Origin of the sequence: Arthrobacter sp. TWP1-1, from assembly GCF_049897845.1 — a bacterium.
Classification (GTDB): domain Bacteria; phylum Actinomycetota; class Actinomycetes; order Actinomycetales; family Micrococcaceae; genus Specibacter.
This window is the reverse complement of record NZ_JAFCXC010000002.1, coordinates 474,417-490,487: the sequence shown is the minus strand read 5'-3', so window position 1 is coordinate 490,487 and position 16,071 is coordinate 474,417. Positions and strand designations below refer to the sequence as shown.

At 61.3% G+C, this 16,071-nt stretch carries 17 protein-coding genes; 11 read left to right on the top strand and 6 right to left on the bottom strand.

The genetic code is table 11. From position 1 onward, the window contains the following. The first annotated feature begins 79 nt into the window (after positions 1-79). The 3 genes from ACP7B9_RS05565 to ACP7B9_RS05555 all read left to right on the top strand — a co-directional run bounded on the left by ACP7B9_RS05565 (position 80) and on the right by ACP7B9_RS05555 (position 3,156). The gene (locus tag ACP7B9_RS05565; RefSeq protein WP_425861502.1) at positions 80-589 is read left to right on the top strand and encodes a VOC family protein; all 510 of its coding nucleotides are present in this window, start codon (positions 80-82) and stop codon (positions 587-589) included. A 133-nt stretch (positions 590-722) separates the two neighbouring features. After that, the gene (locus tag ACP7B9_RS05560; RefSeq protein WP_425861500.1) at positions 723-1,499 is read left to right on the top strand and encodes a hypothetical protein; all 777 of its coding nucleotides are present in this window, start codon (positions 723-725) and stop codon (positions 1,497-1,499) included. Between the two features lie 37 nt (positions 1,500-1,536). Next, complete coding sequence (locus tag ACP7B9_RS05555) at positions 1,537-3,156, top strand: HD domain-containing phosphohydrolase (protein ID WP_425861499.1); 1,620 nt, start codon at positions 1,537-1,539, stop codon at positions 3,154-3,156. Positions 3,157-3,470: 314 nt separating this feature from the next. On the opposite strand, the gene ACP7B9_RS05550 is transcribed toward ACP7B9_RS05555, so the two are convergent. Then, complete coding sequence (locus tag ACP7B9_RS05550; RefSeq protein ID WP_425861497.1) at positions 3,471-4,157, bottom strand: hypothetical protein; 687 nt, start codon at positions 4,155-4,157, stop codon at positions 3,471-3,473. 273 nt (positions 4,158-4,430) lie between these two features. Between ACP7B9_RS05550 and ACP7B9_RS05545 the strand changes: the two genes are divergently transcribed. The 3 genes from ACP7B9_RS05545 (at position 4,431) to ACP7B9_RS05535 (ending at position 6,950) form a co-directional block, all read left to right on the top strand. Further along, the gene (locus ACP7B9_RS05545; RefSeq protein WP_425861495.1) at positions 4,431-4,895 is read left to right on the top strand and encodes a GatB/YqeY domain-containing protein; all 465 of its coding nucleotides are present in this window, start codon (positions 4,431-4,433) and stop codon (positions 4,893-4,895) included. Between the two features lie 161 nt (positions 4,896-5,056). Further along, positions 5,057-5,320, top strand: coding sequence for a hypothetical protein (locus ACP7B9_RS05540; RefSeq protein ID WP_425861492.1), 264 nt, complete (start codon positions 5,057-5,059; stop codon positions 5,318-5,320). Positions 5,321-5,450: 130 nt separating this feature from the next. Next, positions 5,451-6,950 carry a flotillin family protein gene (locus ACP7B9_RS05535; RefSeq protein ID WP_425861490.1) on the top strand — a complete coding sequence of 500 codons (1,500 nt, stop codon included), beginning with the start codon at positions 5,451-5,453 and terminating at the stop codon, positions 6,948-6,950. Positions 6,951-7,041: 91 nt separating this feature from the next. On the opposite strand, the gene ACP7B9_RS05530 is transcribed toward ACP7B9_RS05535, so the two are convergent. Further along, the gene (locus ACP7B9_RS05530) at positions 7,042-8,613 is read right to left on the bottom strand and encodes a helix-turn-helix transcriptional regulator (protein WP_425861488.1); all 1,572 of its coding nucleotides are present in this window, start codon (positions 8,611-8,613) and stop codon (positions 7,042-7,044) included. 130 nt (positions 8,614-8,743) lie between these two features. Here ACP7B9_RS05530 and ACP7B9_RS05525 point away from each other — a divergent pair, with 130 nt between their 5' ends. The 4 genes from ACP7B9_RS05525 (at position 8,744) to ACP7B9_RS05510 (ending at position 11,574) form a co-directional block, all read left to right on the top strand. Next, positions 8,744-9,424 (top strand): hypothetical protein, encoded by a 681-nt coding sequence (locus ACP7B9_RS05525; RefSeq protein ID WP_425861487.1) that lies wholly within the window; start codon positions 8,744-8,746, stop codon positions 9,422-9,424. Next, on the top strand, positions 9,421-9,999 hold the full coding sequence (locus ACP7B9_RS05520; RefSeq protein WP_425861485.1) for a hypothetical protein: 579 nt from the start codon (positions 9,421-9,423) through the stop codon (positions 9,997-9,999). Before ACP7B9_RS05525 ends, ACP7B9_RS05520 begins: the two co-directional genes overlap by 4 nt. A 205-nt stretch (positions 10,000-10,204) precedes the next feature. Beyond that, positions 10,205-10,804 carry an RNA polymerase sigma factor gene (locus ACP7B9_RS05515; RefSeq protein WP_425861484.1) on the top strand — a complete coding sequence of 200 codons (600 nt, stop codon included), beginning with the start codon at positions 10,205-10,207 and terminating at the stop codon, positions 10,802-10,804. After that, positions 10,801-11,574, top strand: coding sequence for a peptidase M56 family protein (locus tag ACP7B9_RS05510; RefSeq protein WP_425861482.1), 774 nt, complete (start codon positions 10,801-10,803; stop codon positions 11,572-11,574). Before ACP7B9_RS05515 ends, ACP7B9_RS05510 begins: the two co-directional genes overlap by 4 nt. Before the next feature lie 92 nt (positions 11,575-11,666). On the opposite strand, the gene ACP7B9_RS05505 is transcribed toward ACP7B9_RS05510, so the two are convergent. Together ACP7B9_RS05505 and ACP7B9_RS05500 are read right to left on the bottom strand one after the other, a co-directional pair. Then, positions 11,667-12,533: a GyrI-like domain-containing protein gene (locus tag ACP7B9_RS05505; protein WP_425861481.1), complete on the bottom strand. Its 867-nt coding sequence runs from the start codon at positions 12,531-12,533 to the stop codon at positions 11,667-11,669. Positions 12,534-12,782: 249 nt separating this feature from the next. After that, positions 12,783-13,046: a type II toxin-antitoxin system Phd/YefM family antitoxin gene (locus tag ACP7B9_RS05500; protein WP_425861479.1), complete on the bottom strand. Its 264-nt coding sequence runs from the start codon at positions 13,044-13,046 to the stop codon at positions 12,783-12,785. 145 nt (positions 13,047-13,191) lie between these two features. Between ACP7B9_RS05500 and ACP7B9_RS05495 the strand changes: the two genes are divergently transcribed. Next, the gene (locus tag ACP7B9_RS05495) at positions 13,192-14,283 is read left to right on the top strand and encodes an SDR family oxidoreductase (RefSeq protein WP_425861478.1); all 1,092 of its coding nucleotides are present in this window, start codon (positions 13,192-13,194) and stop codon (positions 14,281-14,283) included. Between the two features lie 993 nt (positions 14,284-15,276). On the opposite strand, the gene ACP7B9_RS05490 is transcribed toward ACP7B9_RS05495, so the two are convergent. Further along, positions 15,277-15,528 carry a hypothetical protein gene (locus ACP7B9_RS05490; protein ID WP_425861476.1) on the bottom strand — a complete coding sequence of 84 codons (252 nt, stop codon included), beginning with the start codon at positions 15,526-15,528 and terminating at the stop codon, positions 15,277-15,279. A 281-nt stretch (positions 15,529-15,809) separates the two neighbouring features. Continuing rightward, a complete protein-coding gene (locus tag ACP7B9_RS05485; protein WP_425861475.1) occupies positions 15,810-15,998 on the bottom strand; it encodes a hypothetical protein in 189 nt (62 codons plus the stop codon). Between the last annotated feature and the right edge of the window lie 73 nt (positions 15,999-16,071).

The window sequence follows — 16,071 nt, the reverse complement described above, 5'->3', positions numbered from 1 at the left end:
CACAGAGTAAATCTCCAAAGCTACCGTTCGGTAGCCATTGTTGGCCCCGTTCTGGCGTCCTAGGCTTTTGCTCATACCAATGACAATTGCCCCTGGGCTCAAGGATGTGGTGGACATGGCTGGAATCGGCACGTGCCTGTGGTTTGACGGACAGGCAGAGGAAGCAGCAAATTTCTATGTGGGGCTGTTCCCCAACTCGCGCATTCTTGACGCCTCCCGATGGGGTGATGACGGCCCGGGCGTTCCGGGTTCGGTGTTGACCATTTCCTTTGAGTTGGACGGGCGGGGCTTCCGCGGTCTCAATGGTGGGCCGCAGTTCGCCTTTAACGAGGCAGTTTCCTTCGAACTGTTCTTTGACACGCAGGCCGAACTGGATGAGAAGTGGGACGCGCTGACGGCAGACGGCGGCCAGGAAAGTCAGTGCGGCTGGCTCAAGGACAAGTTCGGTGTTTCGTGGCAGCTTATTCCGAATATGCTCACCACCGTTCTGGGTGGTCCCGATCCGGAAGGCGCCGGGCGCGCCATGGCCGCCATGATGGGAATGCAAAAGCTGGATATTGCGGCGTTGCAGGCTGCCTACGACGGCTAGGGGTCCGTCTGGGCGGGTTGGGAATCGGCTAGTGCGGCGAGTGCTGTGAGTGGCCGGTCTAAATGAGTCATCTGCCCCATGTGCATCCGAGGTGCCGGACCTAGGCTCATCTCATAGTGAGAAGGAGCCCACCATGTTTACGCCAACCCCACAGGAATCCGCGGACAAAACCGAACCCACGACAAGCACGACAACTAGGACAACGCTGCCTGATGACCCGGCCGAGCACTTTTCCGGCTATGCACTCATGGGCCTGCCATTCAGCTCGGGCCATTACCTTGCGTTCCGCCGTTTCACAGCCAGTTCCGTTGGCCCCGGATACCATGCCGTGTGGCTGCGCACCCCCGAGGGCCGGTGGACCATTTATGCAGATGTCCCGCCGGAGGTCAGCTGTGCCCGGTACTTCGGGGCGGGAGTGTCGGAGACCAGACAGGTGGCAGTCTCTGCCGTCTGGACCGGACCGTGGCAGCTCTCGGTGCGAGTGCCCGACGTCGTGCAGTGGGAAATTGAGCTGTCGGCTACCTGGGCAACGCGGGTTGCGACAAGCATGGCCCGCCATATGCCGGACGCGGCGTGGCGCAGCGATCGTGTGCTCGGTGCCATGGGGACCATGATGGGCCCCATGCTGAGGGCCGGACGGATGAGCCTGAACGGTAGGGTGCCGAACGGTCAATCGTTCCAGGTCAAGCCCCTGCGCGTTTGGACGGTCGAGGACAGCCAGGCACGCATTGATGGAGTGGACGCCGGCACGCACCGGCCGCTCCGTGTCCAGGAGCGGTTGGCAGATTTCTGGCTGCCGCAACGGGGGCTGTTCGTATCAGAGCTGAGCCTGCGCTTCCCTTCGACGGCGAGTGCGGGTGGGGTGGCGATGGCGACCGAGGCTGCCGAGACCTCCGGGCCTGCCTCATGACCCTGTGCCCTGGGAGGGCCGGACGTAGAATTATGGGGTGAATGACCACGGTCAGTTCATCGACAAGCCGACACCGCCGGGCCTCGCGCCCAGGGGATCCGAGGCGCGGGCCGGGGTGCCCGGACCCACCCGCCCGGAAATCCTCGCCGCCTTGTCACTGGCGATCGATCTTGGCTTGGGGCAGCCCATGGATCACATGCTCCGGGCCACGTTGCTGGGGATGCGCATTGCCGATCTCATGGACGTTGGCCTTGCCGCCCGCGAGCGCATCTACTATGCGAACCTGCTGGCGTGGATCGGGTGCCATGCGGACTCCTTCGAGTTGGCTGCGCTCTTTGGGGACGACATCGGATTCCGCTCCGATTATTACCTCATCGACGCGCATGGGTTCCCGATGCTCACCATGATGCTGCACCGCACAGGAACTGGACTGCCGCGCTTGCAGCGCACTGCTCGGCAAACACTTTTCACGGCGACTGCGAACTCTGTGGTGCGGGAACTAATCCGTTCGCACTGCACTTCAGCTGGTCAGCTGGCCAACAGGGTTGGTTTGGACCAAGGCATTCCGGAGGTGCTGCGCCACACCTTTGAGCGCTGGGATGGACAGGGGCTCCCCGCGGGGAGGACCGGCGTCGAAATTCCCTTGGAGATGCGCATCGCCCAGCTGGCCGACGTGGCAGAGGTTTTCCTGCGAACTGGCGGCGTTGCCGCAGCGGTCTCAACCATCTCCGCTAGGCGTGGCACGCAGTTTGATCCGGAGCTGGTTGACCTTTTCTGTGCCCATGCGCCGGATCTGGCCGCGGGACTGTTTGAGTTGGACCCGTGGCCGGCCACCCTTGCGGCTGCGCCCGAGGCCGGCGTGTTGACTGGTGAGGAACTGGATCAGGTGCTGACGGCCATCGGCGACTTTGCTGACTTGAAATCTCCCTGGACGGCAGGCCATTCACGGGCTGTCGCGGCGTTGGCGGCTGGGGCAGCGGGGGAGCTGGGACTCAAGGCGGTCGACGTCGAACTTCTCCGGCGGGCGGGCTGGGTCCATTACCTGGGACGGATGGGCGTCAGCAACGGAATCTGGGACAAAGATGGGCCGCTGTCGACGTTGGAGCGCGAACGCCTGCAGATGTACCCGTACCTCACCGAGCGGATTCTTGGCCGGGTGCCTGGCATGCGGCGCGTGGCAGCCATCGCGGGGGCGCACCGCGAACGTCTGGATGGCTGCGGGTATCCGCAGAACCTGAGGGGAGCCGAGCTTGATATCTGTCAGCGCATCCTCGCCGCGGCTGACTACTATCAAACATCCTTGGAACCTCGTCCGCATCGGGAGGCCATGTCACCTCCGGACGCAGGACAACGCCTGGCGGCAGAGGTGAAGGCGGGGCGCATGGGTGGGGAAGCTGCCAATGCAGTCCTGGTTGCCGCAGGGCGCCGGGGAGCGCGACGGCGTATCCCGCCGTCAACTCTCACCGACAGGGAGCTAGAGGTGCTCAGGCTCGTGTGTAGGGGAATGAACAGTAAGCAAATCGCCGAGGTGTTGTTCATCGCGCCCAAGACGGCAAGGAACCATATAGAACACATCTATCTCAAGATCGGCGCCACAAACCGGGTCGCAGCCACCCTCTATGCCTTGGATAACGGAATGTGGGACAGAAACGCTTAGTTCTGCCGTGAAAAGGACCGGTTCCGCGCTCGCAGACGTGGTGATCGAATATATGTTCGAACTTGTTTTGACGTGGCGGCATCGACCGGGAGAGACGTTGCAACGGACCTCCGGTAGGTGACTTGATCATGTCTGGGCGTCTTCATACGGTTTGCAGGCGACTTCTGAAAATGACAGTCGCAGTACCGCGGGCTCTGCAAGTCGAGGCGAATAGTCTCTGCTACGCATGGCTCGGCTGTCTGTGGCTACTGGGTTCAGGGGTGGGTATGTGTCATCCAGGCGACGTTTAGTTGACGGACGCTTTGGTGTGGTCATTAGGTCCGGGTCGTGAACTGGATTTGGATGTGACTGAGTTCAGCGCGTGGAAGCACTGCGGTTACGACGCCGCCGCCTGTCAGTTGGGCTCCGATACCGTACACGAACGGGTCCGTATCGACCTCCGCACCGGGCACTTCGACTCCGTTGACGACGGTCCTGGCCTGGCCGTTGACCATCCGGCCGGTTACTGTGGGCGCGTGCTGGTCCCATGGGTTGCTGCCCGGCCAGAGTTCTTGCCGGAAGAGGTTCATGAGGATGTGGTTGACGTGGTCAGCCAGTAGGTAACGAACCGTAAAGCGCTCGGATGGATCGCGGTGCCAGATGGTTCGCACGGCCTCCCATAGCTGCGGATAGCGCAGTCGCTCCACATGCTCGATCAGCCAAGGTGGCCGCGGCCATGGCGGAACTTCCTCGATCGATCTGCGTGTCTTCTCGTCGAGGTCCGCGAGGTTTACCGGATCTGAGCGGTCATCCGGGTTTCGCCAAAGCGCGTAGGTGATGCTCGCCGTCATCTCGCTGTACCCACGATCATCTAGGCCGTAGCTCAGACCCACGGTGTCCGTGTCCTCCAGCGAGGGTTGGGGCATGAGCCCCATCACCGGAATGGGCATGAGTTTTAGCTTCTCGACCCATTCGGCACGAGGATCGGGGGCGTCTTCGGGGAGAATTCCAGCGACTCTCATACCCCCGACTATGAACCAAACAGGGGAGCCTGTAAATGGGAATGTCTTTCAGGCCCCAAATGTCCGCCAGGGTTCCCCTCAGGCCTCACCCACGCCTTGGACCTGAATCAAATGGACTTGCTGCACATTGCGAATGGATCCAAGTTTTCGGGGCAACTTGGATGTGACGGTTCACTTGGCAACCACACTTCGCGTCTGCGCTCGCAGCCGAAAGGAGGATAATTGACGGCAATGGCCATCAGGCTGAAGCATTTACCAGATCTAGGGGAATACATGTCTACGCTAAAGCAGCAACTCAAGACGGATGTCGTCGTGCATATGAAGGCCGGCAACAAGGTTGCGCTGACTACTGTTCGCAACGTTCTGGGCGAAATTGAGACGCGTGAAAAGGGCGGCAAGACTCCGGTGGATTTCGACGATGCCCAGGTCATCACCATCCTGCAAAAAGAAGCAGCCAAGCGCCGCGACACCGCCGGCATCTACACAGAGGCCGGAGAGTCGGATCGTGCCGCGGCTGAGGTCACGGAAGCCGAGGTCATCGAGGCTTACTTGCCGAAGCCGCTGAATGCTCAGGAGGCTGAAGCAATTGTCGATGGCATCATCACGGCCCTCGAAGCTGAGCAGGGAAAATTGTCAATGAAGCAGATGGGGTTGGCCATGAAGCCAATTACTGCTGAAATTGCAGGCCGGTTCGATGGCAAGGCCGTTTCGGAAATGGTCCGCAAGCGCCTGCAGTAAGTTCCAGCATGTTTTCAGCCGCAGTGTGGCGTCGTTTCGGCGGTGTCACACTGCGGCTGGCCAACTTTATGAGAACCTAGGGTTCCACCCCCGTGACGATTCGGGGGATACAACCGCATGCCCATTTCCGTGGGACGTGCACCATTAGAGACGGAACACACATGATTCACCTGAAACAGGATGACGAGGGATTCGTCCGCATGCGTCAGCACTTCACGGCCAAGACCCTGATTTCAATCACCTTCACCGACGGGACGGTAGGGGAGTACACCGGCCGGCGCATGAATGAAATCTATGACCAAGCCCTGGCCGCGTTTAGGTTGGGCAACAACATGGATGCCAAGGGCTTCAACCGAAATGACCCAAGGATTCACCGGCGTAACGGCGTTGAGATCGTTCCGGTGGAGTCTGGCATGGCGCCCTAACGGCGTTTGTGCCGTGTTTGTACCAACTATTACGCCATCATGTGGAGAATTTGCGGAAATTCCGTAGGATCAAAGGTAACCAGGCGGGCTTGCAGTCCCGAAAAGGCCGCCGTGAAACCCGAAAGGTCTCATGTTACCGACCCTGATTCCCCTGATCATTGGTGTAGTGGTGCTGCTGGTGATCGTCGTCATTGGCGCCGTCATCGGCCGCATGGCTCTGCACATTGCCAGCCCCGACCAGGCCTTGGTGATCTCGTCCAAGGACAACAAGAGCCAGCCCGACCCGAACAGCCAGCGGGTTGTTTTTGGTCGGATCTTCATCAACCCCTTCACGCAGCGCGCTTACCCGCTCTCGCTCGCCTCGCGTCAGGTGGCCCTGAAAATTGAGGCCATTTCACAAAACGGCATCAAATTGCACCTCACGGGTGTGGCCCAGGTGAAGGTGGGCGGCGACGCGGATTCCGTCCGCAAGGCGGCCCAGCGTTTCCTTAACCAGCAGGACGCCATCGACCACTACACCCAGGAAACCCTGTCGGGTTCCTTGCGTTCCATTGTCGGTACGCTGACAGTGGAGTCCATCATCAAGGACCGTGCCACATTCGCCAAGAGTGTGAAGGAAGAAGCCGAACACTCCATGCACAACCAGGGCCTGGAGATCGATACCTTTCAGATCCAGTCCGTGGACGACGAGACCGGCTACCTGATCAACCTTGGCCGCCCCGAAGCCGCACTGGCCGAGAAGAACGCCAAGATCGCCGAGGCCCAGTTCCTCCAAGAGGCTGAGCAGGCCAAGGCTCTCGCCGACGAGCAGGTGGCCCTTGCGCAGCAGCAGCTGATCATCAAGCGTGCCGAGCTCAAGGAAGAGGCTGACGCCCGTCAGGCACGCGCCGATGCTGCCGGGCCATTGGCAGCGGCGGAGCAAAATGAGCAGGTCATCATCCGTGATCAGCAGGTTGCCCTGCGTCGGGCCGAGTTGCGTGAACGGGAGCTCGACACTGAAGTTCGCAAGCCCGCAGACGCCGAGAAGTACCGGCTGATCCAGCAGGCTGACGCGAAGCTTGAAGAGCGACGCCGTGCCTCCGAGGCCGCAGAGATCGAAGCAACTGTTGAACTCGCCAAGCGCAAGCTCACGGCCGAAGGTGACAGGGTAGCCGCCGAGGCTGATGCTGCGGCCAACACGGCCCGCGGAAACGCAGATGCGTCGGTGATCGAGGCCCGCGGCCGTGCCGATGCCGCCGTCATCAAGTCGCGCGGTCAGGCCGAGGCGGAGTCCACCCAGGCCAAGGGCTTGGCTGAGGCGGCCGGTATCGCCGCCCAGGCGGAGGCTTATGAAAAGTTCAATGAAGCGGCCATCCTGAGCAAGGTTCTGGAAGTGCTCCCGGCCATGGCCCGTGAAGTTGCGGCGCCCATGTCGGCCATCAAGAACATGACAGTTGTTTCCAACGACGGCGCAAGCCAGTTGAGCAGGAACGTCTCCAACGGCGTCCAGCAGACAACTCAGCTGATCAAGGACCAGACCGGTTTGGACATCATTGGTCTGCTGCAGGGTGTAGTTGGCAGTTCTTCGGCTGCCGTAGCGGAGACTGCCCCGAGCGAAGCAGCTCCGGAGAAATTGGAGCCTGCTGGGTAACATCTCCCATCCAATGCACGACGGCGGCGGCCCACCTTAGGTGGGTCGCCGAAGTCGTGTCTGAACTCCCGCAGTAGTCACGGGCGGGCTGCTAACGTGACTGTCCTGCCTGCCAGGCTGCGATGGCGGCCCGTGACGGCATGTCCAGCTTGCGCAGGACGTTGCCCACATGGCTTTCCACGGTGCGCTCGGAGAGGAACAACGCCTGCGCAATGGACCGGTTGCTTTGGCCGGTGGCCACCAGCGCCGCAACTTCTAGTTCGCGGTCCGTAAGCTTGAGCCCTGGCGTTCTGCGCCGGATCAGTTCCCGCCGGGCCAACTCGGCAAACGGGGACGCGGCGATGCCTTCGGCGAGTTCGAGCGCATCGAGAAAGTGCTGCCGGGCCTTTTCTGGGCGTCCCAGCAGCGCGGAGAGGAGGCCCAGATGATACGAAACCGGCGGGGACGAGGGCGTCAGCGCGTCGGCGACTGCCAGCAGGCCGTCATACGGTAGGAGGTCTGCGTACAGCCGGGCCGCCGTGGGCAGGTCCCGAAACAGCACGCACATTTTCACATTGGACGCAGCGGCAATGATCCATTCCGGTGCCCGGCGGGGGAACTCGTGGATGTGCGGCGCCACTGCCTTCCAAAGCAACTTGGCCTCAGCGGTTTTGCCTCCGGCCGCCAGGATCTCCACCAGCCATCCCCTGGCCGAGAACGGCATCCCGGCGATGCTTTCCCGCACCGCAGCCTCGGCCTCCGCGAGGCCCTGGCCCGTCAGGACAGCGATGCTGGTGGACATCACCAGATGGAGCATTCCGATGGATTCATCTCCGACCATGTGTCCTATTTCTGCGGCCCGGTCGGCCCGGGCCAGGGCATCGGTGTACCGGCCCTCCAGATGCAGCAGCACGGCGTGCAGCAGTTCAACTCGGGCGGCCCACAATGGTTCCTGCATGCGTTCCGCCACGCTGGCCAAGATGCCGCATTCCGCCGTGACGTCAACCACGCGCGCCAGCTGTAGCAGCGCCTCAATGCGCCACAACAAGCCCCAGGCCAGGAATTCGTCGATGCCTTCTCTCCGGCCGAGGTCCACGGCGGCCCCGGCGACAAGCAGTCGTTCGTTCACATGTTCGCAGCCGAGGTATCGGGCGTGCCAGGCCTGCAGTTCCAGGAACCCTCCCAATGGATCCGATTCCTTGCCGGGAACGGAAAAGATGTCGCCCTCAAGATCGAAATAGGGGTTGCTGACCCAGATGCTTCCCGTGGCGCTCAGTTGCGCGCGGACGCGCCTGCTCCTCACGGGATCGCTGTCGTCCAGCATGGCCAGGGCCTCGATGCACAAGGCATGGACCTGGGCCGTGACGGAAGAGGAGCCGGTGCCGCGCAGGACTACGGCGGCATCGGCCATGGCCGCCCAGTCCGCGGTGTCACGAGCCGCGTCGGCCGCCATTCGGCAGGCGTCCCATGCGAGGGCGACATGGCCGGCGCGCAAGTGGCTCCCGGCCAGTTCCAGCAGCACGGCGGTCCTTGCCGCGGGCACTGGATCCAGCCCGTCCAGCAGGGTGAAGGCCGAGGCCAGGCAGGCAGAGGCGGTGGCATGGTCCCGCCGGGCCGAGGCCGTGTGGGCGGTTTGTAGCGCGTGTTCGAGCACTGTTTCACCTGCGCTGCGCCGCGTCGACATATGCACAGCGTATATCGGAAGCAGGTGGTGGAATAGGTGGTTTCACGGATGCATTGGCGCTGCGGCCGGAGCACGATTGATACCTACGGCGGTGCAGCCGCTGTGGCTCGTTCCAGAGGAGGAAGATGCCATGATTATGGATAAGGACCAGAAGAACCAGCCGACGATTGAGACGGTCAGGGTGATCGGTGCGGCCGGCTTCTATGCCGGGCTGGCCGGAGCGGCGGCGGCCGTCGTCATGATCGTCTGGTCCCCGCAGGTCGCGCCGGAAGTCTTCAGCTATCCCTTCGACGCCGTGGGCCTGGCCGTGGCCCAGGTGTTCTTTAGCATCCAGCACCTGTTTCTGGCGGCACTCATTGGGATCCTGCCGTGGACAGCGGCCGTTGGTCGCTCTCGCCTGGCCAGGACCTGGTTAACCGTCGCGGCCTGGGCGCTGGTGGCATTCGCCGTCCTGGAACTCGTAGTGATTCCGGCGGCCGACACCGTTGCGAGTGACCCCGTCAGTGGCCTGATTGGCGCCGGCTACGGAATCCTGTCCTTGCTGGTGGGTGTGGCGCTGATCGTTGGCGGAATCGGCGTCGTCCGCAAGTGCGGATGGACAGGTGCCAAGCGGTACCTGCCGTTGATTTTGGGCATATTCGTCTTCGTCCCGATGCTGCCGTCGCTCATGGGACCCAGCATTCTTGGCCGCCTCAGCATCGGTGCATGGGTGTTGTTGTTCGCGGCTCTGGGCTGGTTTCTGTGGCACAGCGGGAGCCGGGATCTGGAACGTTCCGCAGCCGCCAGCCGGGAAAAGGTGGCCGGGTCATGAAACTCGTGGTGGCCGGTGCGGTCGGAGGCCTGGCATGGGCTGGCGGGCTGCGTGCGTACATGGCCGAGGTCGCAGGTGCCGAATCCAGCTATACGTGGATGGGGACCATGGGCTCCATTGTTGTCCCAGCCGTAGTGGTGGGGTCCCTCCTGGGGTGGTCGGAGGAGCTCCGCCGCCACGGTGGGCACCGCCGTCGCTGGCTGGCCCTGTCACCGTTGCTGTTGCCCCTCGTCACGCTGGCCCAGCCGGGTGCCATCTCCACGTTGTTCAGTACGGGGTTGGGTGGCGGCGCCATTGCGGTACCGTTGATCGGCTTGGCGGGGGCCTGTGCGGTGAACAAGCAAGCGCGTGGTTGGATCCGTGTGGCGTGCGGGGCGGTTGCGCTTTCCATCATCCCGCTGTGGGCTCTTGGCTCGGCCTCGATCGGAGGCAATGACTTGGCGGTCACGACACCGCACGGGGCCATGGTTGCGCTGCACTTTTACGCATTGCTGGCTGTACTGGCAATGGCCGCCGCCTTGCCGCTGCGGCCGACTGAGCCAAGGGGCGGCAGGGGGCGTTCCGAAACAGCCTAAATGCATGCAGCCGGTCCCAAGGCGGCGGGGGAGTAACGTTCCCCGACCACGCACGGCGGCGCCTGCCTTGAAGTCCATTAGGAACTTCCTGCGGGACATGTGTGGCTTCCAATGTGCTCGGAGTCGCAGCCTGTGGCCTGCCCAATAAGTTCTGCATTTTTTCGGTTGGGTGAAACCTTTTGGACTTTCCCGGACAATACATTGCATGGGGAACATTCAACTCGACGACACCGAGCTGTGGTCGTCCAGTCTCAAGGGTGATGGTGATGCTTTTGGCCTGCTCTTTGACCGGCATCACGACAGGATCTTCCGTCATGCCTATCGGCTGATTCCAGTCCGCCATGACGCCGAAGACGTGGTGGCGACGGCGTTCCTCGAGTTGTGGCGACGTCGAGAGAAAGTCAGGTTGGTCGAGGGTTCAATTTTGCCGTGGCTACTTGTCACGACAACGAATGTGGCCCGCAATACGCGACGTGCGGCGTTCCGGTATCGCAAACTGCTCAATTCTCTTCCCCGGTCGGACGATGCACGGGATCCGCTGGATGAGGTTTTCTCTCGTCACCCACTGGACTCTGTTGATCACGATCTGGCGGCCGCAGTGCGTGGTCTCGGGGCCATCGACCGGCAGCTCGTCTCGTTAGTGATCTTGGAGGGGTACACGATTTCCACGGCGGCAACCGTACTTGGCCTCACGTCGTCGGCCGCGAAAACCCGGATGTTCCGGGTACGTGAACGCCTGAGAGTCGCTTTGGGGCGACCAATCAAGATAGCCGCCAATGAAATGCCGAACGGAGTGCAGCCATGAACGAGCCACATTTCGATGAAACTTTTAGTACCGCCCTCCGAAAGGTGCTGGTTGCCCAAGTTGATACGTCGGCGTCGGTGAAGAAACGCAAACACCGGCACCCATGGATTGGTGCGGGGGTGTTCGCCGGTGCTGGCCTTCTCGGTGGCATTGGTGCGGCAGCGGCCGGAATTCTCGTCCTTCCCGGTGGTGATGCTGTCACCACGCTGGCCCGTCCGGTCACCGGGACGTACACCGGGACGGCCACGGTGGACCTCGGCCCCGTCCCCGAGGGGGTTACCAACATCGCCGTTGAACTCACCTGCCTTACCCCCGGCCGGTTCGCCTACGACGACGGTGCCAGCGTGGTGTGCGACGGCGCCGGAATTGGAACACGATCTGCTGTGAGTGGCTACAGCATTCCCCTCACTACCGGGCAACACTCGATCACTATCACCACGGACTCAGCTGCTAGATGGACATTGACGGCCACCTACGTCAATCAAGCCACCACGGACTGGGCGACAAATGAACACGGGCAGAGCTACGGCGTCGAGAATTCCAAGGGCAGTCCAGACTTAGTCGCTGTTGTTGCCACGAATGGGAAGACCGGATACGCCTTTCGTACTGACCTGGACGATGCCGACGGTACGAGCGCGGCCGAGACCTTCAAAAGCCCGGAAGACGCCCTTGCCTGGCAAAAGGCACGCCAAGGGATGATCTTTCGCGTCCCCGTCTATGATTCGGACGGGACAACACTGGTGGGCGAATTCGTCGTCGGCGGCCCATAGGCGAGCCCCCCAATGGGACCGCACTGCGGGGCACTGGACCAATCAAGGTTTCTGGAGCATCACTTCGGTATGCCGCTACTCGACGGCTGCAACTACTCGCGTTCGATGGGGAGCCACAATTCACAGGTAGCCGTGCTGAAATCGTCGGCCCGGTCGAGAATGGAAACGATCGAGGGCCTGGGTCGTAACCGCCAGGGACTGGACGGGAACCACTCGGTGGCCGTCGCGGCCCATGTTGACTGCAGAATCTCAGGGTAGGGGCCTGCTGCGTGAAATATTGCCCAGGCACCAGCCGGAACCTTCAAAATGTCTAGGTCCTCGGGTACCGGCGTCTTTTCGCTGATGGCGACGCCATGGAGGTAGGTAAGCTCACTTCCCTCTATGTAATCCGGGTCGACGTCGGCGCTTATCTGGAGTAAACCCGATGGCTCCGTGTTGCCAATTCCTTTAAGTCTCTGGTGCTCGGAAATTGGCAGCGAAGCGATGTGCGCTTGGATGTGCGGATTGGTGCCGCTGTGGATGAGCGGCACGCGCGTCGCGTGGCCGACGAGACAAAATGCGGGTTGGTCTGCAATGCGGGCGTCCATTGTGGTGTTCCCTTCTACGGTCAGGCGGAACCTGAGATGTGGTTGAGTTCGAAGGGGTCCACCGTTTCGGCGTACTTCGCTAGGACTGACGCCATGCACCGCTCGGAATGCTCGACTGAACGCCTCAGCGGACCCATAGCTGTAACGCACGGCGATGGCCAAAAGGTCTTCGCCGCTGAGGAGGTCTGCCGCCGCGACTGCCATACGACGTCGGCGGATGTACTCGGATACCGGCATTCCAGCCAGCGAAGAGAACATCCTGCGAAGGTGATACTCGGTCGTGCCGAGGTGGCTAGCCAGGCCGACGACGTCGATTTCCTCGGTGAGGTGTCCCTCTATGTATACGACGAGTCGGTTGAGAACTTCGATCACGGTTTCCCCTTTCAACACCAAGCCTATTCACCAGCCTCGATGCGCACCCGACTATTCTGGTCCGATTTGATCGGCTGACTTTGTCGTTCACGAGGCCGCGCTTCACTACGCTCTGCGGCAAGCGCCCTGGAACGGGTCAACAGAGGCCTTGTTCGATCATGTGCGTTGAGAGTTGCCGAACCCCTTCGACATCAAAGTATTCATCATGTTAGGCGGATGGCTATTTGTAGACCTCGCGGCGATGAGAACTCAGGCGTCGAGCTCGGCACGCAGCTCATCCAAGGTGACTCGACCACCGTCATCAGCAGCCTTGGCAGCACGGTATTCGGTGACATCACGCATCATTTCCAACTGCTCCAGAAGCTCAAAATCCTCGGGCCCAATGAGTACGGCCGCTGGCTTGCCATTCTTCGTGATCTGGACGCGCTCATGACCGTAGCTGGCGCGGCTCACAGCATCGGCAAGACCGTCACGAAGTGCTCGAATGGTGACGGATGAGGTAATTGTGTTCACGTAACCACAGGAGTGCTTGTGTACACACATTACACAAGTGGTTTTTCGTCCAAAAAACGCACAGCGATGATTGCTGGCATTTCTTATGGGGAATCATGAGCGGATAGCTGGGAATATCTCACCAGTAACGTCGCTTGCCACCAGTATGACTATCGTGAACCAAACAGCCCAGGATGGACAACGAACGGCGCTCGTGGTCGGTGCGACGGGCATCGCCGGCTCCGCACTTGTGGAGTCCCTCTCCGCCGCTGGCTGGTCAGTGCTTGCACTGTCCCGCAGGCCCGGTGCCAATCGCGACGGTGTGCGGTGGCTTTCCGCGGACCTGACCTCCACCGAGTCTGTAGCAGCCGTTCTCGCTTCGGAGCGTCCGACGCACGTCTTCTTTACGGCGTGGTCGCGGCAGGACTCGGAGGAAAAGAACATTGCCGTCAACGCCGGCATGCTGCGCAGCCTTCTGGCCGCTCTTCGTGGCAAGCCCGTGGCACATGTGGCTCTCATGACGGGGCTTAAGCACTACCTTGGTCCGTTCGAGGCCTACGCTGCCGGCGATATGCCGGATACACCGTTCCACGAGGAGGAACCGCGACTGCCCGTCCGGAACTTCTACTACGCCCAGGAAGACGAGCTGTTCGCGGCGGCCGCGGAGCAGGGTTTCACCTGGTCCGTGCACCGCGCGCACACCGTCATTGGACACGCCGTAGGTAACGCCATGAACATGGGACTCACGCTCGCCGCGCAGGCGACCTTATGCAGGGAAACGGGAGAACCATTTGTCTTCCCGGGCTCTGAGACGCAGTGGAACGGGCTGACCGACATGACAGACGCCGGTCTCCTTGCCGAGCACATGCTGTGGGCTTCGACGACCCCCGGTGCGGCCAACGAGGCCTTCAATATCGTCAACGGGGACGTGTTCCGGTGGCGCTGGATGTGGCCAAAGCTCGCCGCCCACTTCGGCGTCGAATGGGAGGGGTACGATCAGGCCCCACGACCCCTCGAAGAGGCCATGGAGGGGCGAGAAGATCAGTGGCGCGAGCTAGCGATGCAGCACGGGCTAGCAGAGCAGCGCCTAGACCGGATGGCTTCATGGTGGCATACGGACGGTGACCTGGGCCGCAACATTGAAGTGGTGGCCGACATGGGCAAGAGTAGGGCAGCCGGCTTTACCGGATACCGGCGGACATTCGACGCTTTCATCTCGCTTTTCGAACGCTACCGCGCCGACCAACTCATCCCCTGAGGTATGCCCGCACCTAGCTCTTGTGGCTGAAGCACACAAGAGCTATGCGTGGGACCAACGACCCCGTCACGTCAAGAAAACCAAGAAATTCAGATCTCAGGATCCCTCCGGATGCGCGGCAGCGGCGGTGTCGTGCTTGGTTGGGCAGGTCACGATCGAGGATGCGGCCGCACCGACAAACGCCTGTCGAGGCCGCATGACAAGGAAACCTAGCGGAACGTATCCTTGACCAGAGTCGGGTATTAGTTTTGCGGTGACCCATGGCCGGGACCGGTGGTGGCTCCGAACAGCGCCCGGCCGGGATCATGCCTCCGTCACCGTTACCTCCCGCGAAGGCCCAGAATCCGATGGGGTATCCGTCAGACCGGCGTACGCCTGAACGCTTGACCCTGCCCGCAGTGTAGGAAGCTCGTCGAGGTCAGAGCATTGGACGCCTCTGTGGCAATTACCAGGAAATGTCCTCCGTTGCGGCTTCGGAGGAGTCTCCTCGGTGTCTGTCCGTAATGCAAGGATCGTGCTGGCCTGATGTTCCATCCGAGTAAAATTGTGCTGCATGCGGAGCGCTGCATAAGACGGTCCCGGGTCGGTCGTCCGATCATGGCTCGGAACTAGAGAGCCTTCGCCGAGCAGTTATCTGCGAGCCGAACCCGCTGCGGGACAGGTTTGACTAAGTCCAGTGCCGAGATAGCAGTTGGTGCACACAGTTGTTTCACCTGACGACTGGGGTGTGACCGGACTTTGACGGCAATGATGCATTGCTCGTCGGACCCGAATTTGAACTGGTGAGACATTTGACCACCAACTTCGGCATTCAAGGATGTGAGTGCGCCCCGGCCGATTACACGAAAGCACCCCCACTCAGCGTGGGCGGACATTGCTCGTGCCGCCATCGTTCCATGCGTTCTGGTCCGCAAACGCATGGGATCCCGACCGTATTTCATGACCTTTGTCCATGGGAGTCTGGCCAGACTGGGCACCGCCGACGGGCCGAAGTCACCAATCGAGCGGGCTCCTCCGGTTGGGTGGGGTTTCATCACGCCTCGAAAGGGCAGGGTTCCCCTTCACTGCAACGGACCACGCGCCGAGGGCCAGCGCGCCGGCAATCACAGCGTCAAGGAAGACCTGCGTCGTCCCGGCACCGGATAGCGCGTGGATTATGCCCATGACCACAAAGGTAGCTGCCGCAACAGCCACACAAAGGGAGAGGATCATCGCCCAAGGGGGTATGTTTCGAAGTTCTTTCATAGTCGCCAACTCCTTGAGACCAGCGCGAATGAGGCACTTATCAGCACTCTACCCTCGTCGGCTCTCCTCTAACCAGAGTCAACAACATCCGCCCAGACACCCCCGGTCAGTACTTGAGGTCTGTTCCAGCTTTGGTTGGCAATTGGCAGACCCAACCACCAACGCATCTTGAACCCGGTTTCAGAGTCACAAATATCGCGACTTGGGGGCCAATGCTGTCTCGAAACCACACACCGCTCTAACGTAAGAGGAACGGCTAACGGGGCAGATCGCTGAGTTGTTCAAGCGTCACCGTATGACGAACCAGTGTCTGGGGAGTAGAGCGAAAGCGAACATAGCAGGTCGTCGGCTCGTGCGTCGTCGAATTGTTCGTCGAGGACAACGCCTTCTAGTGCTTGCGCAGCGATAATGGATTCGTCTATGGCCAAGATCTTGGCGGCAGCCTCGTGGAAACGCTCTGAAACACTCATGGCAGAAGACGACTCCTGCAGTTCTTAGTGGAGCGCTATGACTGGTACCTTCAGTTGGCGGTCTACACCGTCC

Bases quoted from the DNA above. Each gene is read 5' to 3' on its own strand.
- ACP7B9_RS05565 (WP_425861502.1), top strand. From the start codon at position 80: ATGACAATTGCCCCTGGGCTCAAGGATGTGGTGGACATGGCTGGAATC.
- ACP7B9_RS05490 (WP_425861476.1), bottom strand. From the start codon at position 15,528: ATGAAAGAACTTCGAAACATACCCCCTTGGGCGATGATCCTCTCCCTT.
- ACP7B9_RS05545 (WP_425861495.1), top strand. From the start codon at position 4,431: ATGTCTACGCTAAAGCAGCAACTCAAGACGGATGTCGTCGTGCATATG.
- ACP7B9_RS05540 (WP_425861492.1), top strand. From the start codon at position 5,057: ATGATTCACCTGAAACAGGATGACGAGGGATTCGTCCGCATGCGTCAG.
- ACP7B9_RS05495 (WP_425861478.1), top strand. From the start codon at position 13,192: ATGACTATCGTGAACCAAACAGCCCAGGATGGACAACGAACGGCGCTC.
- ACP7B9_RS05525 (WP_425861487.1), top strand. From the start codon at position 8,744: ATGATTATGGATAAGGACCAGAAGAACCAGCCGACGATTGAGACGGTC.
- ACP7B9_RS05520 (WP_425861485.1), top strand. From the start codon at position 9,421: ATGAAACTCGTGGTGGCCGGTGCGGTCGGAGGCCTGGCATGGGCTGGC.
- ACP7B9_RS05535 (WP_425861490.1), top strand. From the start codon at position 5,451: ATGTTACCGACCCTGATTCCCCTGATCATTGGTGTAGTGGTGCTGCTG.
- ACP7B9_RS05515 (WP_425861484.1), top strand. From the start codon at position 10,205: ATGGGGAACATTCAACTCGACGACACCGAGCTGTGGTCGTCCAGTCTC.
- ACP7B9_RS05560 (WP_425861500.1), top strand. From the start codon at position 723: ATGTTTACGCCAACCCCACAGGAATCCGCGGACAAAACCGAACCCACG.
- ACP7B9_RS05550 (WP_425861497.1), bottom strand. From the start codon at position 4,157: ATGAGAGTCGCTGGAATTCTCCCCGAAGACGCCCCCGATCCTCGTGCC.
- ACP7B9_RS05510 (WP_425861482.1), top strand. From the start codon at position 10,801: ATGAACGAGCCACATTTCGATGAAACTTTTAGTACCGCCCTCCGAAAG.
- ACP7B9_RS05485 (WP_425861475.1), bottom strand. From the start codon at position 15,998: ATGAGTGTTTCAGAGCGTTTCCACGAGGCTGCCGCCAAGATCTTGGCC.
- ACP7B9_RS05530 (WP_425861488.1), bottom strand. From the start codon at position 8,613: ATGTCGACGCGGCGCAGCGCAGGTGAAACAGTGCTCGAACACGCGCTA.